The sequence below is a fragment of the Microbacterium marmarense genome (assembly GCF_037204165.1).
Lineage (GTDB): Bacteria > Actinomycetota > Actinomycetes > Actinomycetales > Microbacteriaceae > Microbacterium > Microbacterium marmarense.
Genome location: NZ_JBBDGL010000001.1, coordinates 29,780 through 45,972, shown reverse-complemented (window position 1 = coordinate 45,972; position 16,193 = coordinate 29,780). Strand labels below are relative to the sequence as shown.

Genomic DNA, 16,193 nt, shown 5'->3' with positions numbered 1-16,193 from the left:
TGATTCTGGCACAGGAAAACCTGCGGAGACAAGCAAAGTTGTTGGTATTGCTGGAAGATACTGATCAAAATAGATGCGAACACTCTTGGGGCTACCGCGAGCACGGGTGAGCCTGATACGCTCTCGTGAATCGGTTCATTCCGATGGATTCCCTGTCCCAAGCAAAGAAGGTTGTCACAGTGGCTACTTCACCAAAATTCCCTCGTCGGCTTCTCGCCGGCAGCGGCGCGGTTATCCTCGCCGTCTCGCTCGCCGCCTGCTCGTCCGGAGAAGAGTCGTCGGGCGACGACACCACGGACTCGTCAACGGCAAGCGGCGACATTCGTGTCGGCATGATCGCATCTCTCGTTCCTCAGTTCGAGGAATATGCTGCCGTGTTCGAAGAATCGAACCCCGACATCAACGTCACAGTTCAAGCCGTGGCTGAGTCGCCGGCTGACTACACTCAGCAACTCGCGACCGAGAACCTTAGCGGCTCCGTGCCGGACGTGCTTTTCAACACGGGTGGACTCAACCAGACCCTCGACGCCAACGGGCTGCTCTGGGACATGTCCGAGTGGCTCGACGAAGGACGCTCCGGACTCGATTCTGCGGAGTTCTCACCGAACTTCCTAGGGTTGTTCGAGGGCGAAGACGGCCGCATCACTGGTCTTCCTGTGTCTGCTGACAGCGGTGTCATTGTCTACAACATCGAGCAGTTCGAAGAATACGGCGCTGAACTCCCGTCTGAAGACTGGACGTACGACGAGATGTATGACGCTGCACGCACCATCTACGAAGGCTCGGGCGGCGACGTTTTCGGTATTGTCACACCCCTCGGTGTCGCGGAGACTCCTTTCCAGTGGTACCCAGTGATTCGTGCGTACGGAAGCGACATGTATGACACGAACGCCGGGGAGTTCGTGTTCGCGAACCCCGCCGGCCTCGAAGCGTGGACGACTTTGCTCGAGCCGTACACAGATGATTTCGGCGTCCCTTACTCGACGCTGGCAAACGACCCGGGCAAGAATCTCTTTCCGAGCGAGCAAGCCGCGATGGAAGTCGCGTCGACGGCTCGCATCGCCGCATTGCGCGAGCAGATGCAAAGCGAGTGGGATGTCGCTGCGATGCCTGTCATCGACGGCACACGCACGACCGGTGGTGGCGCATACTCGCTGTCGATCGGCGAAAAATCTGAGAACAAGAGCGCAGCGTGGGAGTTCCTCGCCTGGTTCTACTCGGTTGACGGCGGTCTTGAGGTCGCGAAGGACGACGGCGTGATCCCCGCGACAACCGACGGAATTGAGAATGGCACCTGGCAGCAGAACCCGCCAGCTGTTCCGGCGAACTTCGTACCTGCTGTGCAAACCTCCATCGAGGACGCGATTCTTCAGCAGCCGTATCCCGCCGACGTCGCACCCGAGGTGTTGCCGGCGCTTCAAGAGGCGATTCAGCTGGTGATGTTGCGCGATGAATCGATTGAGTCCGCGTTCACTGCAGCTCAGGACTCGCTCAACGCGCTTCTGAAGTAATGACTGATACACGCGCTACACAGCGCATCGTCACCGGTTCGGGCGCGGGGAAATCCCCGCGCCCGGCGGGTGGCCGAGCGCGCCGACTGGACCTTCTCGCAGGCTGGGGCATGCTCACGCCCGCCGTCGTGATGTTCACCGTCTTTGTGATCATTCCGGCGATCGTAGGCATCGCCTTGAGCTTCATGCAGTGGGACTTCTTTCGTCCTCCGACTTTCGTCGGATTCGACAACTACGCCCGACTGATCGCTGATCCTGACGTATGGCAAGCGCTGGGCGTAACTATTCAGTACGTCGTGCTCGGTGTGATCCCTACGGTGCTACTCGGCTTCATGATCGCAGTGCTGATCAACGTGAACATGCCTGGTGTGCCCGTCTGGCGTGTGCTGTACTTCATTCCAGTCGTCCTGTCGGTGGCTGTTTCCGCCGTCCTTTGGTCGTTCATGTACGACCCTCGACAGGGTCCGATCGCAGCCTTGTTGCGCGCGTTTGGGCTACCGCCAGTCGATTTCCTCAACAGCGAAGCACTCGCGCTGCCGTCACTGGTGTTGATGATGGTCTGGCTCGCTCTGCCGATCGTGATCATTTTCTACCTGGCCGGGTTGCAACGAGTGCCCGAAGATATCTACTCCGCAGCAGCCTTGGACGGCGCGGGTGCGTGGCGCACGCTCTGGTCAATGACCTGGCCGAATGTGATGCCGACGACTCTTGTGGTAGTCGTTCTTCAAATCATCAACTTCGTCGCCAACTCGCTCGACGTGGCGCTCATTATGACCGGTGGCGGGCCCCTTGGGGCGACCCGCAGCCTGGCACTGTACGCGTACGAACAGGCATTCAGCTTTCAGGACGTCGGTTACGCCAGCGCGCTGTCGATCTTCCAACTTCTACTCATCGTCGGAATCGTTGCTCTCGGGCGCGTTCTGGGATCGAGGGCAAACCGATGAACTCCACGAAAACCCGTTTCGGGCGCTACACGACCATTGTCGTGCTCGGCCTCATCACGGCATTCCCACTGTTGTACTTGCTGTCTGGTTCGCTCATGTCGTTCCAGGAAATTTCGCAGTATCCGCCCAAGTTGGTGCCCACTGAGCTTGTTTGGGAGAACTACGCCGAGGCGTGGCGGTATCTCACTCCACGCACGGTGCTGAACACTTTCATCTTCGTCGTGTCGGTACTTGTCCTTCAGTTGGCCATCTGCCTTCCGGCAGGATTCGCCCTCGCCAAGATGCCACTCAAATGGACCGGATTCCTTCTGGCGATGTTCGTAGTTCCGATCTTCCTGCCCGCAAACCTGACTCTTATTCCGACCTTCATCGTCACGCTCGAATTGGGTCTCATCGGCTCATTCGCAGGTCTGATTCTTCCTGTCGTCGGCCATGCCTCTCTTGGTATTTTGCTGTTTCGCCAGTTCTTCGTGACCTTCCCAGGAGGACTCATCGAGGCGGCACGGCTGGACGGCGCGGGTTGGTTCCGCACTTTCTTCTCCATTGCGTTGCCTCTGGCGAAGCCGGTGATTGCGTCTTACTCGGTCGTGACATTTCTCACCGCGTGGAATATGTACATTTGGCCCCTTGTGGCCGCTCCGGGACCCGATACCAGAGTTCTCACGCTTGCTCTCGCGCCGCTAGCGCAGGGCGAATTCAGCAATATCTCGCCATCGGTTGGATTCGCTGCGGCCGTGGTTGCCATGGTGCCAGTCCTGCTCGTCTTCGTGCTCTTCCAGCGCTGGTTCACCCGCGGAATCGTGGGCTCCGGCCTCGAGTGATCTGCGCCGCGATCGACGCGCAGGCTCGTGCAAGCGCACCGTCTTTTTTGAAAGGTATCCACGATGACCGCGGATGACAGACCCAACATCATCTTCCTGATGACCGACCAACAGCGTTGGGACGCCCTTGGCGCACACAATCCCCTCATCAAGACCCCGAACCTCGATCGTTTGATCCAGAGCGGGATTCGCTTTCCGCAGGCAACGTGCCAAGCACCAATGTGTGTGCCCAGCCGTCACTCGCTCATGACGGGGATGTACCCGTCACAGAACGGTGTGCGCTCGAACGAAGCGGCTACTCCGGGCGACGACGCGATCGCGGCGCCGGTGATCGCTGAAGCTATGCGCGACGCCGGCTATTTGACCGCAGGGTTCGGCAAGACCCACTGGGGGCGCACCCCCGACACCCCCTCGACGCGGGGATTTGAGGTGCGGGTCGTTGGCACCCGAGACCTCGGGCTGGAGGTCGGCGCTGCCGGTTGGCAAGAAGAAGAAGATCCTGACGGTCGTGCCGCGTATTTGCAGATGACGCGCGACTACGGGCCAGGGGAGGAAGAACCGGTGGGCTACTTTGGTGCCACCTCGCCTATTCCCATGCGCAATCATCCAGACGGTTGGATCGCGGAGAAGGCTCTTGAGTGGCTCGACGGACCGGATCTCGATACTGACAAGCCGCTCTTCTTCTATCTCAGTTTCGTCAAGCCGCACGCTGGGCACAACCCGTCCGCAGAGTTCGAGGATCTGTATGACATAGACGAGATTCCCGATCTGGAGGTCCCGCCCTGGGACGAATCGCGTTACGACCATATCCGCGTGCGGGACGAGAACTCTCCGTTCCTCGGGGCCCGCAGTAAACGATGGCGTGACGCGTGGCGTGCGATGCCCCTCCGCGAACGACGCCGGGCAACACTGCGCTACTGGGCGAACTGCAGTTGGCTGGATTCGCTGTTCGGTCAGGCGCTCGACAGGCTCGCAGCGCGTGGGCGGCTCGCCAACGCACTTGTTGTTTTTGCCAGCGACCACGGTGAACTGCTCGGCGAGCGTAACTTTCAGTTCTCCAAGTATTGCCTCTACGACAGCAGCGTGCGCGTGCCGCTGGTGCTGTCGGGCTCAGCGATCGCGCCGCACCTGCGCGGGACCATCGACGAGAGGCCCGCCGCATTGGTAGACGTGTATCCCACCATCACCGAAACCGCTGGATTCGACATCCATGCTCGCGCTGTCGGAACGTCGCTGTTAAGGCGGGCTCGCCGGTCCGGTTCGTTCGCCGAAATGCACGAGCCAGCGCCCGCGTGGATGTGGCGTACCCCTCGCTACAAGCTCATCATGTTCGTCGATCCGAAAAAGGCCGGCGCGCAAGGCGAGCTGTACGATCTCGAGGCCGACCCTCGCGAGTGGCGCAACGTATTCGAGGACCCGGCCCACTTGGCCGTGCGAGCGGAACTCATGGCGGAGCTCATTGCTCATACCGCGACGAGTTTCGCAACCTTCACCCATGGTGCGCCCGGCAGCCCGCCCGTCCTTGAGCAGTCGGGTGCTCCTGTAGACCCCCAGAATGACAGCGAGATCAGCCATGAGTGACGTCGAAACGCGACAGATCATCCGTCCCCAAGACAGCCCTCGCAGCATCCACGCACTTGTCGAAGGTGTTCAGATCGAGCCGCACGGCTATTCGGGCCTCGACGGACGGCCCGCCGGTGCCGTGCGCCGTGCTCTTGAGCCGACCTTTCCTGGCGCCTTTTGGCTTAGGGACGCGCGCCCCGACCAACACGTGGGGTTCGTCGCTGACGTGGTTGTGCCTGCCGACGGCACGTATCGACTTGCTGTGCAGGCATCAGGAGCATTCCGGCTTCGTATTGACGCCGAGACCGTCGTTCACGGTCCGCTACGTTACGCGCCATCGCTCCCGGAGTATCACGAACAACAGATCGACCTGCCTGCGGGGCGTCATCGGTTCGCGCTGCACGCGCAGGCCGAGCTTCTCACGACCCGCATGTCGGCCGCGCTGCCGCCTTTCGGCTGGGTGCGCCTGATAGCCAGCGATGACGTTGAGGTGCCACTCGTGTGGCGGGGCAGGGAGTTGGAGGAGTATCACGCCACAGGCTTGCGCGTCAGCCCGCTGCTCGGCTGGGTTGAGTGGCAGGCGGTTCCTTTCACCGGCGCCTGGTGGGATGATGACCTGCACGCCGGATGGTCAGAGCCGGCGGTAGTCGATCTATCGGTGCTTGGATCCGAAGCCACACGCGCGGACATTGCTCTTCCCGCTTGGCGCTCGCGCCCTCTTACACCGCACGCATCAGGAACGTATCGCGACACGTACGTGGGGTACGAGTTTGATGACATCGCCACCCAGTTTCTGCTCGCGGACGACAATCCCGATCCGCTAGATGACTTAGACGGACAGTGGTTTCGCTACGACCTGGGGCGCGTTCGAGTGGGGTCAGTCGCATTGAAGGTCGCCTCCTCCGCGAGGGCGGAGGTCACGGTAGGTTTCGCCGAAAGACTGACACCCGACGGCCGCCCCTCGCCAGTCGTCGCGCTCTCTGCAGGCCCCACGCGCATGCTCCAACACTTCACCGTCGACTCGGGCGAGACCACTATTGAACCGTTGCAGTCCTTGGGTGGCCGATACGTCGAAGTAAGGGTGAGAGGTGGTCTCGATTGTGAAGTCACCGACGCCCGCTTCATCGAAAGAGATTTTCTCGGAGCACCCACCGGCCGATTCGAGTCCGGTGACCCACTCCTTGATCGCATTTGGATGACGGGGCTCGAGACACTGCGAGCAACCGCAGAAGATAGCCTGATCGACTCGGTCCGCGAGCGCGGCGAGTGGGTCGGTGACGTGGTCTCGAGTGCGCTGCATTTGCTGAGCGCGGGGTGGGGTGATGTGCGTCTCGTGCGTCGCGCACTGCTGCATTCTGCCGCGGGGGCTCGTGACGATGGCCTGGTCTCGGGATGCGGACCAGGGGAAGTGCTGTATCTCGGGACGTACGCTGCCCAGTGGGTCACCGCCTGCATCAACGTGGCTCGGGTTGAAGGTGACCTCTCGATTCTTCGCGAACTCGAGGAGAGCGCGAAAGCGAACATCGGCGCTCTTCTCGCGTGCGTTGATGTCGACGGAAAACATCATCTTCCTTGGTCGTTCGTCGACTGGGGCTACGGCGTCCCGAACGACCAACCGAACCTCGCCGTTATCGCTCATGTGCATCAGGCAGTGCGCAGCTGGCGGCGCTGGCTGGAACTGCTGGACAAGCCCGAGCAGGCGGCGCGATACGCGGCCGAAGAAGAGCGACTCGCGCAAGTGCTGACGCGATGGATGGTCGACCCGGCAAACCCCTACCACTCATGGACGCTCGGCGTGCACAGCGGCATCGTTGACCCGGAAGGCGCCGCGCAGTACATCCAGGAGCACGTCTCAAGGGCTTTTCCCTTCGACTCCAAAGCAGCCCGACTTCGCGATGGGACTCAGGTGCGCCCAGGTGCTGCCACGCCGTACTTCACGAACTACTCCTTCCCCATTTTGCTTGACACCGGCCGAGGCCAAGAAGTCGCAGATATGTGGCGCACGGGCTGGGGATGGATGCTGGACCGCGGTGCCACGACGTGGTGGGAGGTCTTCGACGAGCGCTGGAGCCAATGCCACTATTGGGGTGGCGCACCGACGTGGCAGATGTCGCGTTGGGGGCTCGGTCTGCACCTTGATATCGATGACCGCGGGCCCGTCGCGGACCTGAGGGTCAACGACCTTGGACGAGAAAGGATCTCAGGACTGGCGAATCTCGCCGGAGCCGCTACCGCAGAGGTCGAGTGGGAGAAGGTCGGAAATGAGTTCATTCGTTATCGGGTGAACCTGTCGGATGCCGCTCGTGTGCGTGTGCGCGGAGAGATTCACGAACTCTCCCGCGGCGGGCACGAATTCGAGCTCCGACGCCAGGGCGGCGGCGCGCTCTACCGATGAACACCCACGGACGTGGGCAACGACGTGTGGCGCACCACGAGCTCGGGCGAATAGACGCGTCGAGCATGCTCCTCTGCGGTGCCTGCTGCGATCTCGGAGACGGTGATGTCGACGGCGGCCTGCGCCATCAGCTCGACGGGCTGTCGCACGGTGGTCAACGGCACTTGAGCGGTGGCGGCGAACTCGATGTCATCGTGACCAATGAGGCTCAGGTCGTCGGGGATTCGGATTGCGCCTGCTCTGGTGATCTCATGCATCAAGCCGATGGCCAACAGGTCGTTGGCGGCGAAGATCCCATCCGGGCGTCGCTCAGGCGGGGTCTCGAGAATCCGTGCGCCCACGCGGCGACCCTCGTCGATGGTGAGGGTGACCGTGGAAAGGTAGTCCATCCGCACACCGGGGGATTCGGCGACGGCGCGAGTCGCACCATCCACACGCCCGCGCACCTGATGCATCGGACCACCGGCCACGAGAATGCGGTTGCGTCCCTGTTCGATAAGGTGGCGCACGGCGAGGTAACCGCCACGTTCGGCGTCCGACTGAACGACGCTGAAGTTCGGTTCGGCTTCCGAAACGCCGAGCAGGACGATCGGGGTGCCCCCAGCTTGTATGGACCGCATGCGAGGTGTCACTCCGTCGATCGGCGCAAGCATGATCCCGCCGACTCGCTGCGATTCGAACAGATCGAGATAGCGGGTTTCGCGCTCAGCTCGCTGCGAACTGCCTCCGAGAAGCACCGAGAAACCTGCCTTCTCAGCGGCGTCCTCTGCGACTTCGGCGAGCGTATTGAAGAACGAGTCGTAGCTACTGAGAACGAGCAAGCCGAGCGTCCTGCTGGCGCCCGACGAAAGTTGCCGCGCGTGACTGTTCGGCACGTAGTCGAGGTCTCGCATCGCCGTATGCACACGAGCGACAAGTTCGGGCTTCACGCTCGTGCGTCCATTGAGCACGTTCGACACAGTGCCGACCGATACGCCAGCGATGCGGGCAACGTCTCTGATGTGAACTCGCCCCCGCGACATCGACCACTACCTCCCGTGATGCCCGCTACTGCATCGCTCTACGCGGGCGCACCTAATTATGTCGCGTTCGACGGCGGCTGTGCGCCTCGACAGGCCCGCTTGGCTGCAGGTTAGACACCAGACAGAGCGACCCGCCCGGCCTCGTCTATAGGAAAGAAGGAATACATGTCTTCGACAACAACCCAAATGAGCACCTTGCTCCCTCCCGCCTCGCGCCGCAAGCCGCGGATCGGGCTGGTCGCTGGGGGACTCGGAACCTATTGGCCACAGTTCCCGAACTTGTTGCCGCAGCTGCAGGAATCTGCCCGGTATGTGTCAGAACGCTTCGCGGAGATGGACGCCGAAGTCACAGACGTGGGATTCATCTCGGACGCGCAGGAGGGTGCGACCGCGGCTGAAGCCCTTCGCAGGGCCGACTGCGACCTTATCGTGCTCTTCCTCACCACATATCTGACCAGTTCGATGGTGCTACCGATCGCGCAGCGCTCGGGCGCGCCCGTGCTCGTCATCGACTTGCAGCCGACCGAGAAGATGGACCACGCCTCGTTCGACACCGGTAGTTGGCTGGCATATTGCGGTCAGTGCCCGGTTCCCGAGGTGGGGAATGTTTTCATGCGCGCGGGCATCCCTTTCCGGTCTGTGTCGGGATACCTGCGCCAGGAGTCCGCGTGGCGGCGCATTGAGCAGTGGATCGCGGCTGCACATGTGCGCGCGGCGCTCAGGCACGCACGTCACGGCTTGATGGGACATGTGTACCCGGGAATGCTTGATGTCTCGACCGATCTGACCTTGCTTCCGGCGACCTTCGGATCCCACGTTGAGGTGCTTGAGTTTGACGACCTACGGGTGCGTGTTGACGCGGTCACCGAGCAAGAGGTAGCCGAGCGGATGGCGCTTGCTCGTAGCATCTTCACTCTCGACGAGACTGTGGTCGAAGAAGACTTCGCCTGGGGGGCGCGAGTGTCAGTGGGGCTGGACCGGTTAGTCGAAGACTTCGATCTTGACTCACTTGCCTACTACCATCGCGGGCTCGACGGCGAACAGCACGAGCGCCTTGGCGCGGGGATGATTCTCGGCGCGTCTCTTCTCACCGCCCGTGGCATCCCGACGACCGGAGAGTATGAACTACGGACGACGCTGGCGCAGCTTGCCACCCAGGTCGTCGGCGCGGGCGGGTCATTCTGTGAGATTCAGTCGCTGAACTTCGAAGACGATGTTGTCGAGATGGGCCATGACGGACCGGCGCACCTCGCGGTGTCGGCCCGTGATCCGCTTCTTCGCGGCCTCGGTGTTTACCACGGCAAGCGTGGATGGGGTGTCTCGGTGGAATTCGACGTGCAACATGGTCCGGTGACTCTTCTTGGCCTGGGTCAGGACCGCGATGGCTCGTTGTCGTTCATCGCCTCAGAGGGCAAAGTCGTTCCGGGCCCGCTGTTGGAGATCGGAAACACCACGAGTCGCGTGGACTTCGGTCGAGACCCGGGTGAGTGGGTCGATGCGTGGTCGGCGACCGGTGTCGGGCACCACTGGAGCCTGTCGACAGGACACCGCGCCGCGACATATCGTGCGGCGGCATCCGTTCTCGGTATCGACTTTCGGCTGGTCTGACTGATGTCAGTCACTGTTGTCGCCGTGCTCACTCCGAAACACGGCAACGGCCCGGCTCCGATCGAGGCCTTTCGCGAAGTGTCGCCACCCGTTCCGCTCGGTGATGCCACGAAGGGCATCATTCGAGACGGTCTCGATCGAAGATGAGTCGACTTCCATCCCGTCTTCCTGACGCAAAGACCTTCTCACGTGACAGCGCTCCGTCGTTGCGATGGGGCGTGCTTGCTCCTGGCGGAATTGCCTCCGCGTTCGTCGAGGCGTTGCATCGCTTCACCGACCAGAGGATGGTGGCCGTCGGCTCGCGTTCTTTTCAGCGGGCTCTGGAGTTCGCGGCACGCTTTGACATTCCACACGCGGCGAGGTCTTACGAGGAGCTGGTCTCGCGCGGCGACATCGACGTGGTGTACGTAGCTTCCCCGGCGTCAGAGCACGTGAGACTCGGGTTGCTGGCGATCGCGGCGGGCAAACACGTGCTCATCGAAAAGCCGCTCGCGACCAACGCCGAGGACGCGACAACTCTTCTCGCCGCTGCGCGCAAAGCGGGCGTGCTCGCAATGGAGGCGATGTGGACCCGCTATTTGCCGCAGTCAAGCGTCATCCGCGGCCTTGTCGCCGAGGGAGTGCTCGGCGATGTCGAGATGGTCCTCGCCGATCACGGACAGGCTGTCCCACGCGACCCTTCGCGCCGACTTTGGAGGCCCGAACTCGGCGGTGGTGCCCTCGGCGACATGGGCATCTATCCGATCGCGTTCGCTTCTGAAGTCTTGGGGGCCCCGACCGAGGTCGTGGCACAGGGTTTTCTGACTTCCACCGGAGTGGATGCGTATGCGACGCTTGCTTGCACCTACGAGGGCGCGCGGCGCTCGGTACTCAGCGCCGGAATGTTGACTCGTACACCGATCACCGCGGTCGTCGCCGGCAGCGAGGCCCGTGTCGAACTTTCCGCACCTTTCTTCGCGCCCAGCTCTTTCAGGCTCTTGGACACTGCCGTCTTCGGCAGCGAGTCACGTGCGTGGAGAGACCAGACCGGACTGGCCGGCTTCGACGGACTCTCCTGGGAGGCGACAGCATTGGCTCGCTTTGTAGATGAGGGGCGGGTGGAATCGCCGCTGCACACCCACGCGGAAACAGTTTCGATTCTGGAGACAATCGACGAGGCACGCCGACAGATCCACGCGGCAAGCAAGGTCTTCGACTGAAGCGTGCGAACTTTGTGAAAGCTAAGCGTCACCGCGCGGCTCGTAGCGCACCGGCGAGAACTCGCTCGCTATCGCCGCGCGAAGTGTCTCGAGCGTTGCATCTGGGCCGAACCAGCCATGAGCGCGTGCCTGCACCAGAACGTTGCCAATTGCCGTCGCTTCGACAGGTCCTGCCAGAACCGGCATTCCCGCACGGTCGGCCGTCGTCTGACACAGCAGGCGGTTGAGTGAACCGCCACCCACGACGTGCACGACGTCGATGGCGCGTTCGGTGAGGGCAGCTGCAGTGTGCACTGCGTCGGCGAAGGCCTTGGCGATGCTCTCGACGATCGTGCGGGTGAAGGCCTCGCGAGTTTTCGGCACTGTCTGGCCACCCTCGCGCAATAGCTCGGCGATACGTGAGGGCATGTCGCCGGGCGCAGCGAGCCGCGGATCGTTCGCGTCGAAAGTGGGCACGTCTGTGGTCGCGAATGAGGCAGCATCCAAGAGTTCAGGAAGGTGGATGCTGCTGCCGTCCTCCTGCTCCCAGGTGCGCACGGCTTCGCTCAAGAGCCAGAGACCGGTGACGTTGTGCAGAAATCGTACGCGGCCATCGACACCGCCCTCGTTGGTGAAATTGGCGGCGCGAGCGGCGTCACTGATGACCGGGTGATCTAATTCGACACCAACCAGCCCCCAGGTGCCGCAAGAGATATACGCGGCGTTGGGCGAGGTCATCGGCACGGCAACGATCGCCGAGGCAGTGTCGTGCGAGCCCACAGCGATGACCTCGAGTGGCGCGCCGACTCGCTCTTCGGCATCGCCGCGCAACCTGCCCACGCTCGCTCCCGGTTCGACGAGAGCGGGCAGCAGCTCGGCGGAGATGTTCAGCCGTTCGAGCAGATCAGCATCCCACTCGCCGATGCGAACATTCACGAGACCCGTCGTTGACGCATTGGTGCGTTCGGCGATCTGAGCACCAGTGAGCAGGTAGGCCACAAGATCAGGAATCAGCAATGCTCGGTCAGCGCCTGCAACTTTGCTATCCGCGGCGAACTGGTACAGCGTGTTGAACGGCAGAAACTGCAGGCCGTTGCGGCGGTAGAGGTCAGCGAACGGCAGCTCGTCGTGCACTCTTTCGACCCCGACCGCGGTGCGGTCGTCGCGATAGTGGAAAGGCTCGGTCACCATTTCGCCATCGCGGAGCAGGCCGTAATCGACCGCCCATGAATCGATGCCGATGCTGGCGATGCTCGGCTCGCGACGCAACGCCTCGGCGAGGCCTGCGACGATGTGCTCGTAAAGCGCAGTGAAATCCCAGTGCAGGCCGTCGTTGTGCTGCACCGGTCCATTCGGAAAACGTGCCACTTGTTCCAGTTCGAGCGCCCCCGCACTGACGCGACCGATCATCACGCGTCCGCTGGTCGCACCAAGATCGACGGCAGCGACCGCGCCCCCCGCTGTGTGTGTCATCGCAGGAATGCCGCCGCGACACCAGAGTCGACCGGAATGTGCAGACCGGTGGTGCGGCTGAGCTCCGGACCGGTTAGCACATAGACCGCGTCGGCGACGTTCTCAGGAACGACCTCGCGCTTGAGGATCGTGCGGTTCGCGTAGTACTGGCCGAGGTCTTCTTCTTTGACACCGTAGGTTGCAGCCCGGTTGGCGCCCCATCCGGCGGCGAAGATGCCCGAGCCGCGCACCACACCGTCGGGGTTGATGCCGTTCACACGCACACCGTGCTCACCCAGTTCGACGGCAAGCAGTCGCACCTGGTGAGCCTGGTCTGCCTTCGTCGCGGAGTACGCGATGTTGTTGGGGCCGGCGAACACTGAGTTCTTTGACGAGATGTAGATGACGTCCCCGCCCATTCCCTGTTCGACGAGCGACTTGGCGGCGGCCTTGGTTACGAGGAAGGAACCCTTCGCCATCACGTCGTGCTGCAGATCCCAATCCTTCTCCGTGGTTTCGAGCAGCGGCTTTGACAGGGACAGGCCCGCATTGTTGACGACGAGGTCGATACCGCCGAACGCAAGCAATGTCTCATTGATCGCGGACTGCACACCGTCGGCGTCGGCGACATTCGCGGCGACGCCGATGGCGACATCGGTGCTGCCGAGCTCAGCAGCAGCCGCACGAGCCTTTTCGAGGTCAAGGTCTGCAATAACAACGCAAGCCCCTTCTGCGGCAAGACGGGTCGCGATCGCCTTGCCGATGCCGGATGCAGCGCCGGTGACGAAAGCAATGCGTCCCTGGTGGGTTTTCGGCTTCGGTGCGCGCAGCAGCTTGGCCTCTTCGAGAGCCCAGTACTCGATGTTGAACTTCTCAGCGTCTGAGATCGGGGTATAGGTCGACAGCGCCTCGGCGCCGCGCATGACGTTGATCGCATTCAAGTAGAACTCGCCGGCGACGCGTGCGGTCTGCTTGTTTGCTCCGTACGAAAACATCCCCACCCCGGGGACGAGCACGATCAGCGGGTCGGCGCCGCGGATCGCCGGGCTCGAGTCGGTGGCGTGCGCCTCGTAGTAGGCCGTGTAGTCGGCACGGTAGGCCTCGTGCAGTTCACTCAGCCGCGCGACGGACTCCTCGACAGACGCGTGTGCTGGCAGGTCGAGCAGCATCGGCTTCACTTTGGTGCGCAAGAAGTGGTCGGGGCAACTCGTGCCGAGTTCGGCGAGCTCGGGCGCTTTGGCTGAGGCAAGAAACTCCAGCACGCGCTCGTCGTCGGTGAAGTGTCCGACCATCGGCTTGTCGCGGCTGGCGAGCCCGCGAATCGTCGCTGCAAGGGCAGCCGCCTTGGTCAGGCGCTCAGCATCAGCGAGCGCGCCAAAACCTTCGCGGGCTGCGCCGAAGGGCTGCGACTCGCCGTGACTGTCGATGTAGGTTTGCGCGGTCTCGATGATCCACAGCGAGTTCTGCTCAGACTCCGCTGAGGTGTCGCCCCACGCCGTAATACCGTGCCCACCGAGAATGCACCCGATCGCCTGGGGATTCTTCGCCTTGATCTCAGCGATGTCGAGGCCGAGCTGAAAGCCAGGCCGACGCCACGGCACCCAGACGACCTTGTCGCCGAAGATCTTCGATGTCAGTGCTTCGCCGTCGGCGGCGGTTGCAATGGCGATGCCCGAGTCGGGGTGCAGGTGGTCAACGTGCGCGGCATCCACGAGGCCGTGCATCGCGGTGTCGATCGAGGGAGCTGCACCACCTTTGCCATGCAGGCAGTAGTCGAACGCCGCGACCATTTCATCTTCACGATCAAGCCCGGGGTACACCTTCACCAGTGCGCGCATGCGGTCGAGGCGCAGCACGGCGAGGCCCTTCTCCTGCAGGGTGCCGAGGTCTCCGCCGGAGCCCTTCACCCACATTAGTTCGACCGGCTCGCCCGTGACCGGGTCGATGTCGGTGCCCTTGGCGGAGGTGTTGCCGCCGGCGTAGTTCGTGTTCTTGGGGTCGGAGCCGAGGCTGTTGGAACGGGCGATCAGATCAGCAGCAGTGGGGTTCGTCATTGCGATTCCTTGGGTTGGCGATTGAATTTGGGGCCGAGCGGCAGGTGCGGTGGCGGTGATGAGCGCGACGCGACGCGGGCTAGGCGCCCCAGCCCGCCTGTGTTCCGCCGACGCGGTCGGCAGCGATCTGCTGCTGGTAGCCCGATGCCGCATAGGCAGCCATCGGATCGGCGGCGAGCCCCCGAGACTCACGCCACTCGGCAAGAGCTGGGCGAACATCAGTGTAGAACGCGTCCATAAGCAGCGCGTTGGCTGCCAACACGTCGTTCGACTGCTGAGCGGCGTCGAGCGCCGTGCGATCGACGAGCAATGCGCGCGCCGTCATTTCTTGCACGTTCAGCACCGAGCGGATCTGGCCGGGGATCTTGTCTTCGACGTTGTGGCACTGGTCGAGCATGAATGCCACATCGGGGTTGTTGAGTCCACCGCCGCGCACGACCTCGAGAATGATGCGGAACAGCTGGAACGGGTCGGCCGCGCCGACGATGAGGTCATCGTCGGCGTAGAAGCGGGAGTTGAAGTCGAACGAACCGAGCTTGCCGAGGCGCAACAGTTGCATGACGATGAACTCGATGTTGGTGCCGGGGGCATGGTGGCCGGTGTCGAGGCAGACCGATGCTTTCTCGCCCAAGCTGGCAACGTGCGCGTACGACGTACCCCAGTCGGGAACATCCGTGTGGTAGAAGGACGGCTCGAAGAATTTGTATTCGAGCACGAGGCGCTGTTCGTCTCCGAGGCGCGCGTAGATTTGCTGCAACGAGTTCTGCAGTCGATCCTGACGTGAGCGCATGTCGTTCTGGCCGGGATAGTTCGAACCCTCGGCCAACCAGATCTTCAGGTCGCGTGAGCCCGTCGCATCCATGATGTCGATGCACTCGAGGTGGTGATCGATCGCCTTCTGGCGAATGCGGGGGTCATGGTGCGTCAGCGCACCCCATTTGTAGTCCTCGTCCTGAAAGGTATTCGAGTTGACGGTGCCCAGCTGTACACCGAGGTCTTCGGCATAGCTGCGCAACGACGCGTAATCGTCGACCTTGTCCCAAGGAATGTGCAGGGCAACGCTCGGCGCCAGCGCCGTGTATTTGTTCACCTGCGCTGCATCGGCGATCTTCTCGCGGGGGTCGCGCGGGGTTCCCTCCGTGGTCCACACGCGAAAGCGGGTGCCCGAGTTGCCGAATGCCCACGAGGGCAGCTCGATGCCCTGCTTTTCAAGGGTGGAAAGGATTTCAGGGGTGAGAATGCTCACGATGCATCGCTCTCTTTCGTGGCTGCGGTTAGTTGGTTGTCAAGATTGAAGACTTCGGTGAGAGGTTGCGCTGCCTGGTCAGGGCGACCGTCGAGGGCGACGAAGAACTGGCCCATTTGCGATTCCCATCGGGCGGCCACGGCTGAAGCGGCGAGATACGCCTGCGCGGCTGCATCGTCGTCGGTCTCGTAGTAGCCGATTAGCCGGCCAGACTCACCGACAAAGAGTGAATAGTTTCTTCGGCCGGATGCCGCGATCTCAGCGAGCATCTCGGGCCAGACCGGAGTATGGCGGGCGATGTATTCGTCAAGCAGTTCCGGCTTCACCTGTAATTCGAAGCAGTGCCGCGTTGCGCTCGATCGCGCGAAGTTCGAAGGTGTGACGGGGCTCGTCATCGAG

General features: G+C 62.4%; 13 protein-coding genes. 8 read left to right on the top strand and 5 right to left on the bottom strand.

Annotated elements, in window-relative coordinates; all coding sequences use genetic code 11:
• Positions 1 to 179: 179 nt before the first annotated feature.
• The 5 genes from WDU96_RS00175 (at position 180) to WDU96_RS00155 (ending at position 7,234) form a co-directional block, all read left to right on the top strand.
• Positions 180 to 1,511 (top strand): ABC transporter substrate-binding protein, encoded by a 1,332-nt coding sequence (locus WDU96_RS00175; RefSeq protein ID WP_337336463.1) that lies wholly within the window; start codon positions 180 to 182, stop codon positions 1,509 to 1,511.
• Complete coding sequence (locus WDU96_RS00170) at positions 1,511 to 2,455, top strand: carbohydrate ABC transporter permease (protein ID WP_337336462.1); 945 nt, start codon at positions 1,511 to 1,513, stop codon at positions 2,453 to 2,455. The genes WDU96_RS00175 and WDU96_RS00170 overlap by 1 nt, the downstream gene beginning before the upstream one ends.
• A complete protein-coding gene (locus tag WDU96_RS00165) occupies positions 2,452 to 3,276 on the top strand; it encodes a carbohydrate ABC transporter permease (protein WP_337336461.1) in 825 nt (274 codons plus the stop codon). The genes WDU96_RS00170 and WDU96_RS00165 overlap by 4 nt, the downstream gene beginning before the upstream one ends.
• A gap of 63 nt (positions 3,277 to 3,339) precedes the next feature.
• Positions 3,340 to 4,857: a sulfatase family protein gene (locus WDU96_RS00160; protein ID WP_337336460.1), complete on the top strand. Its 1,518-nt coding sequence runs from the start codon at positions 3,340 to 3,342 to the stop codon at positions 4,855 to 4,857.
• Positions 4,832 to 7,234, top strand: coding sequence for a family 78 glycoside hydrolase catalytic domain (locus WDU96_RS00155; RefSeq protein WP_337336459.1), 2,403 nt, complete (start codon positions 4,832 to 4,834; stop codon positions 7,232 to 7,234). The genes WDU96_RS00160 and WDU96_RS00155 overlap by 26 nt, the downstream gene beginning before the upstream one ends.
• Here WDU96_RS00155 and WDU96_RS00150 read toward each other — a convergent pair.
• Complete coding sequence (locus WDU96_RS00150) at positions 7,225 to 8,256, bottom strand: LacI family DNA-binding transcriptional regulator (RefSeq protein WP_337336458.1); 1,032 nt, start codon at positions 8,254 to 8,256, stop codon at positions 7,225 to 7,227. The genes WDU96_RS00155 and WDU96_RS00150 overlap by 10 nt on opposite strands.
• Before the next feature lie 165 nt (positions 8,257 to 8,421).
• Between WDU96_RS00150 and WDU96_RS00145 the strand changes: the two genes are divergently transcribed.
• From WDU96_RS00145 to WDU96_RS00135, 3 genes are read left to right on the top strand one after another with little or no spacing between them, the layout of a single operon-like run.
• Positions 8,422 to 9,864, top strand: coding sequence for an L-fucose/L-arabinose isomerase family protein (locus WDU96_RS00145; protein WP_337336457.1), 1,443 nt, complete (start codon positions 8,422 to 8,424; stop codon positions 9,862 to 9,864).
• Positions 9,865 to 9,867: 3 nt separating this feature from the next.
• Positions 9,868 to 10,011 (top strand): hypothetical protein, encoded by a 144-nt coding sequence (locus WDU96_RS00140; RefSeq protein WP_337336456.1) that lies wholly within the window; start codon positions 9,868 to 9,870, stop codon positions 10,009 to 10,011.
• Positions 10,008 to 11,063, top strand: a complete 1,056-nt coding sequence (locus WDU96_RS00135) for a Gfo/Idh/MocA family protein (protein ID WP_337336455.1) — start codon at positions 10,008 to 10,010, stop codon at positions 11,061 to 11,063. Before WDU96_RS00140 ends, WDU96_RS00135 begins: the two co-directional genes overlap by 4 nt.
• 21 nt (positions 11,064 to 11,084) lie before the next feature.
• Here the strand turns inward: WDU96_RS00135 and WDU96_RS00130 are convergent, their stop codons facing one another.
• From WDU96_RS00130 to WDU96_RS00115, 4 genes are all read right to left on the bottom strand, one after another.
• Positions 11,085 to 12,515, bottom strand: a complete 1,431-nt coding sequence (locus tag WDU96_RS00130; RefSeq protein WP_337336454.1) for a rhamnulokinase — start codon at positions 12,513 to 12,515, stop codon at positions 11,085 to 11,087.
• Positions 12,512 to 14,548: a bifunctional aldolase/short-chain dehydrogenase gene (locus WDU96_RS00125; protein ID WP_337336453.1), complete on the bottom strand. Its 2,037-nt coding sequence runs from the start codon at positions 14,546 to 14,548 to the stop codon at positions 12,512 to 12,514. Before WDU96_RS00125 ends, WDU96_RS00130 begins: the two co-directional genes overlap by 4 nt.
• A 79-nt stretch (positions 14,549 to 14,627) precedes the next feature.
• Entirely contained in the window at positions 14,628 to 15,794 is a 1,167-nt protein-coding gene (gene rhaI, locus WDU96_RS00120) for an L-rhamnose isomerase (protein WP_337336452.1), read from the bottom strand.
• Entirely contained in the window at positions 15,791 to 16,189 is a 399-nt protein-coding gene (locus WDU96_RS00115; RefSeq protein WP_337336451.1) for an L-rhamnose mutarotase, read from the bottom strand. The genes rhaI and WDU96_RS00115 overlap by 4 nt, the downstream gene beginning before the upstream one ends.
• Between the last annotated feature and the right edge of the window lie 4 nt (positions 16,190 to 16,193).

Excerpts from the sequence above, each read along its gene's own strand:
- WDU96_RS00170 (WP_337336462.1), top strand. The coding sequence starts at position 1,511 with ATGACTGATACACGCGCTACACAGCGCATCGTCACCGGTTCGGGCGCG.
- WDU96_RS00165 (WP_337336461.1), top strand. The coding sequence starts at position 2,452 with ATGAACTCCACGAAAACCCGTTTCGGGCGCTACACGACCATTGTCGTG.
- WDU96_RS00160 (WP_337336460.1), top strand. The coding sequence starts at position 3,340 with ATGACCGCGGATGACAGACCCAACATCATCTTCCTGATGACCGACCAA.
- WDU96_RS00155 (WP_337336459.1), top strand. The coding sequence starts at position 4,832 with ATGACAGCGAGATCAGCCATGAGTGACGTCGAAACGCGACAGATCATC.
- WDU96_RS00150 (WP_337336458.1), bottom strand. The coding sequence starts at position 8,256 with ATGTCGCGGGGGCGAGTTCACATCAGAGACGTTGCCCGCATCGCTGGC.
- WDU96_RS00145 (WP_337336457.1), top strand. The coding sequence starts at position 8,422 with ATGTCTTCGACAACAACCCAAATGAGCACCTTGCTCCCTCCCGCCTCG.
- WDU96_RS00140 (WP_337336456.1), top strand. The coding sequence starts at position 9,868 with ATGTCAGTCACTGTTGTCGCCGTGCTCACTCCGAAACACGGCAACGGC.
- WDU96_RS00135 (WP_337336455.1), top strand. The coding sequence starts at position 10,008 with ATGAGTCGACTTCCATCCCGTCTTCCTGACGCAAAGACCTTCTCACGT.
- WDU96_RS00130 (WP_337336454.1), bottom strand. The coding sequence starts at position 12,515 with ATGACACACACAGCGGGGGGCGCGGTCGCTGCCGTCGATCTTGGTGCG.
- WDU96_RS00125 (WP_337336453.1), bottom strand. The coding sequence starts at position 14,548 with ATGACGAACCCCACTGCTGCTGATCTGATCGCCCGTTCCAACAGCCTC.
- WDU96_RS00115 (WP_337336451.1), bottom strand. The coding sequence starts at position 16,189 with ATGACGAGCCCCGTCACACCTTCGAACTTCGCGCGATCGAGCGCAACG.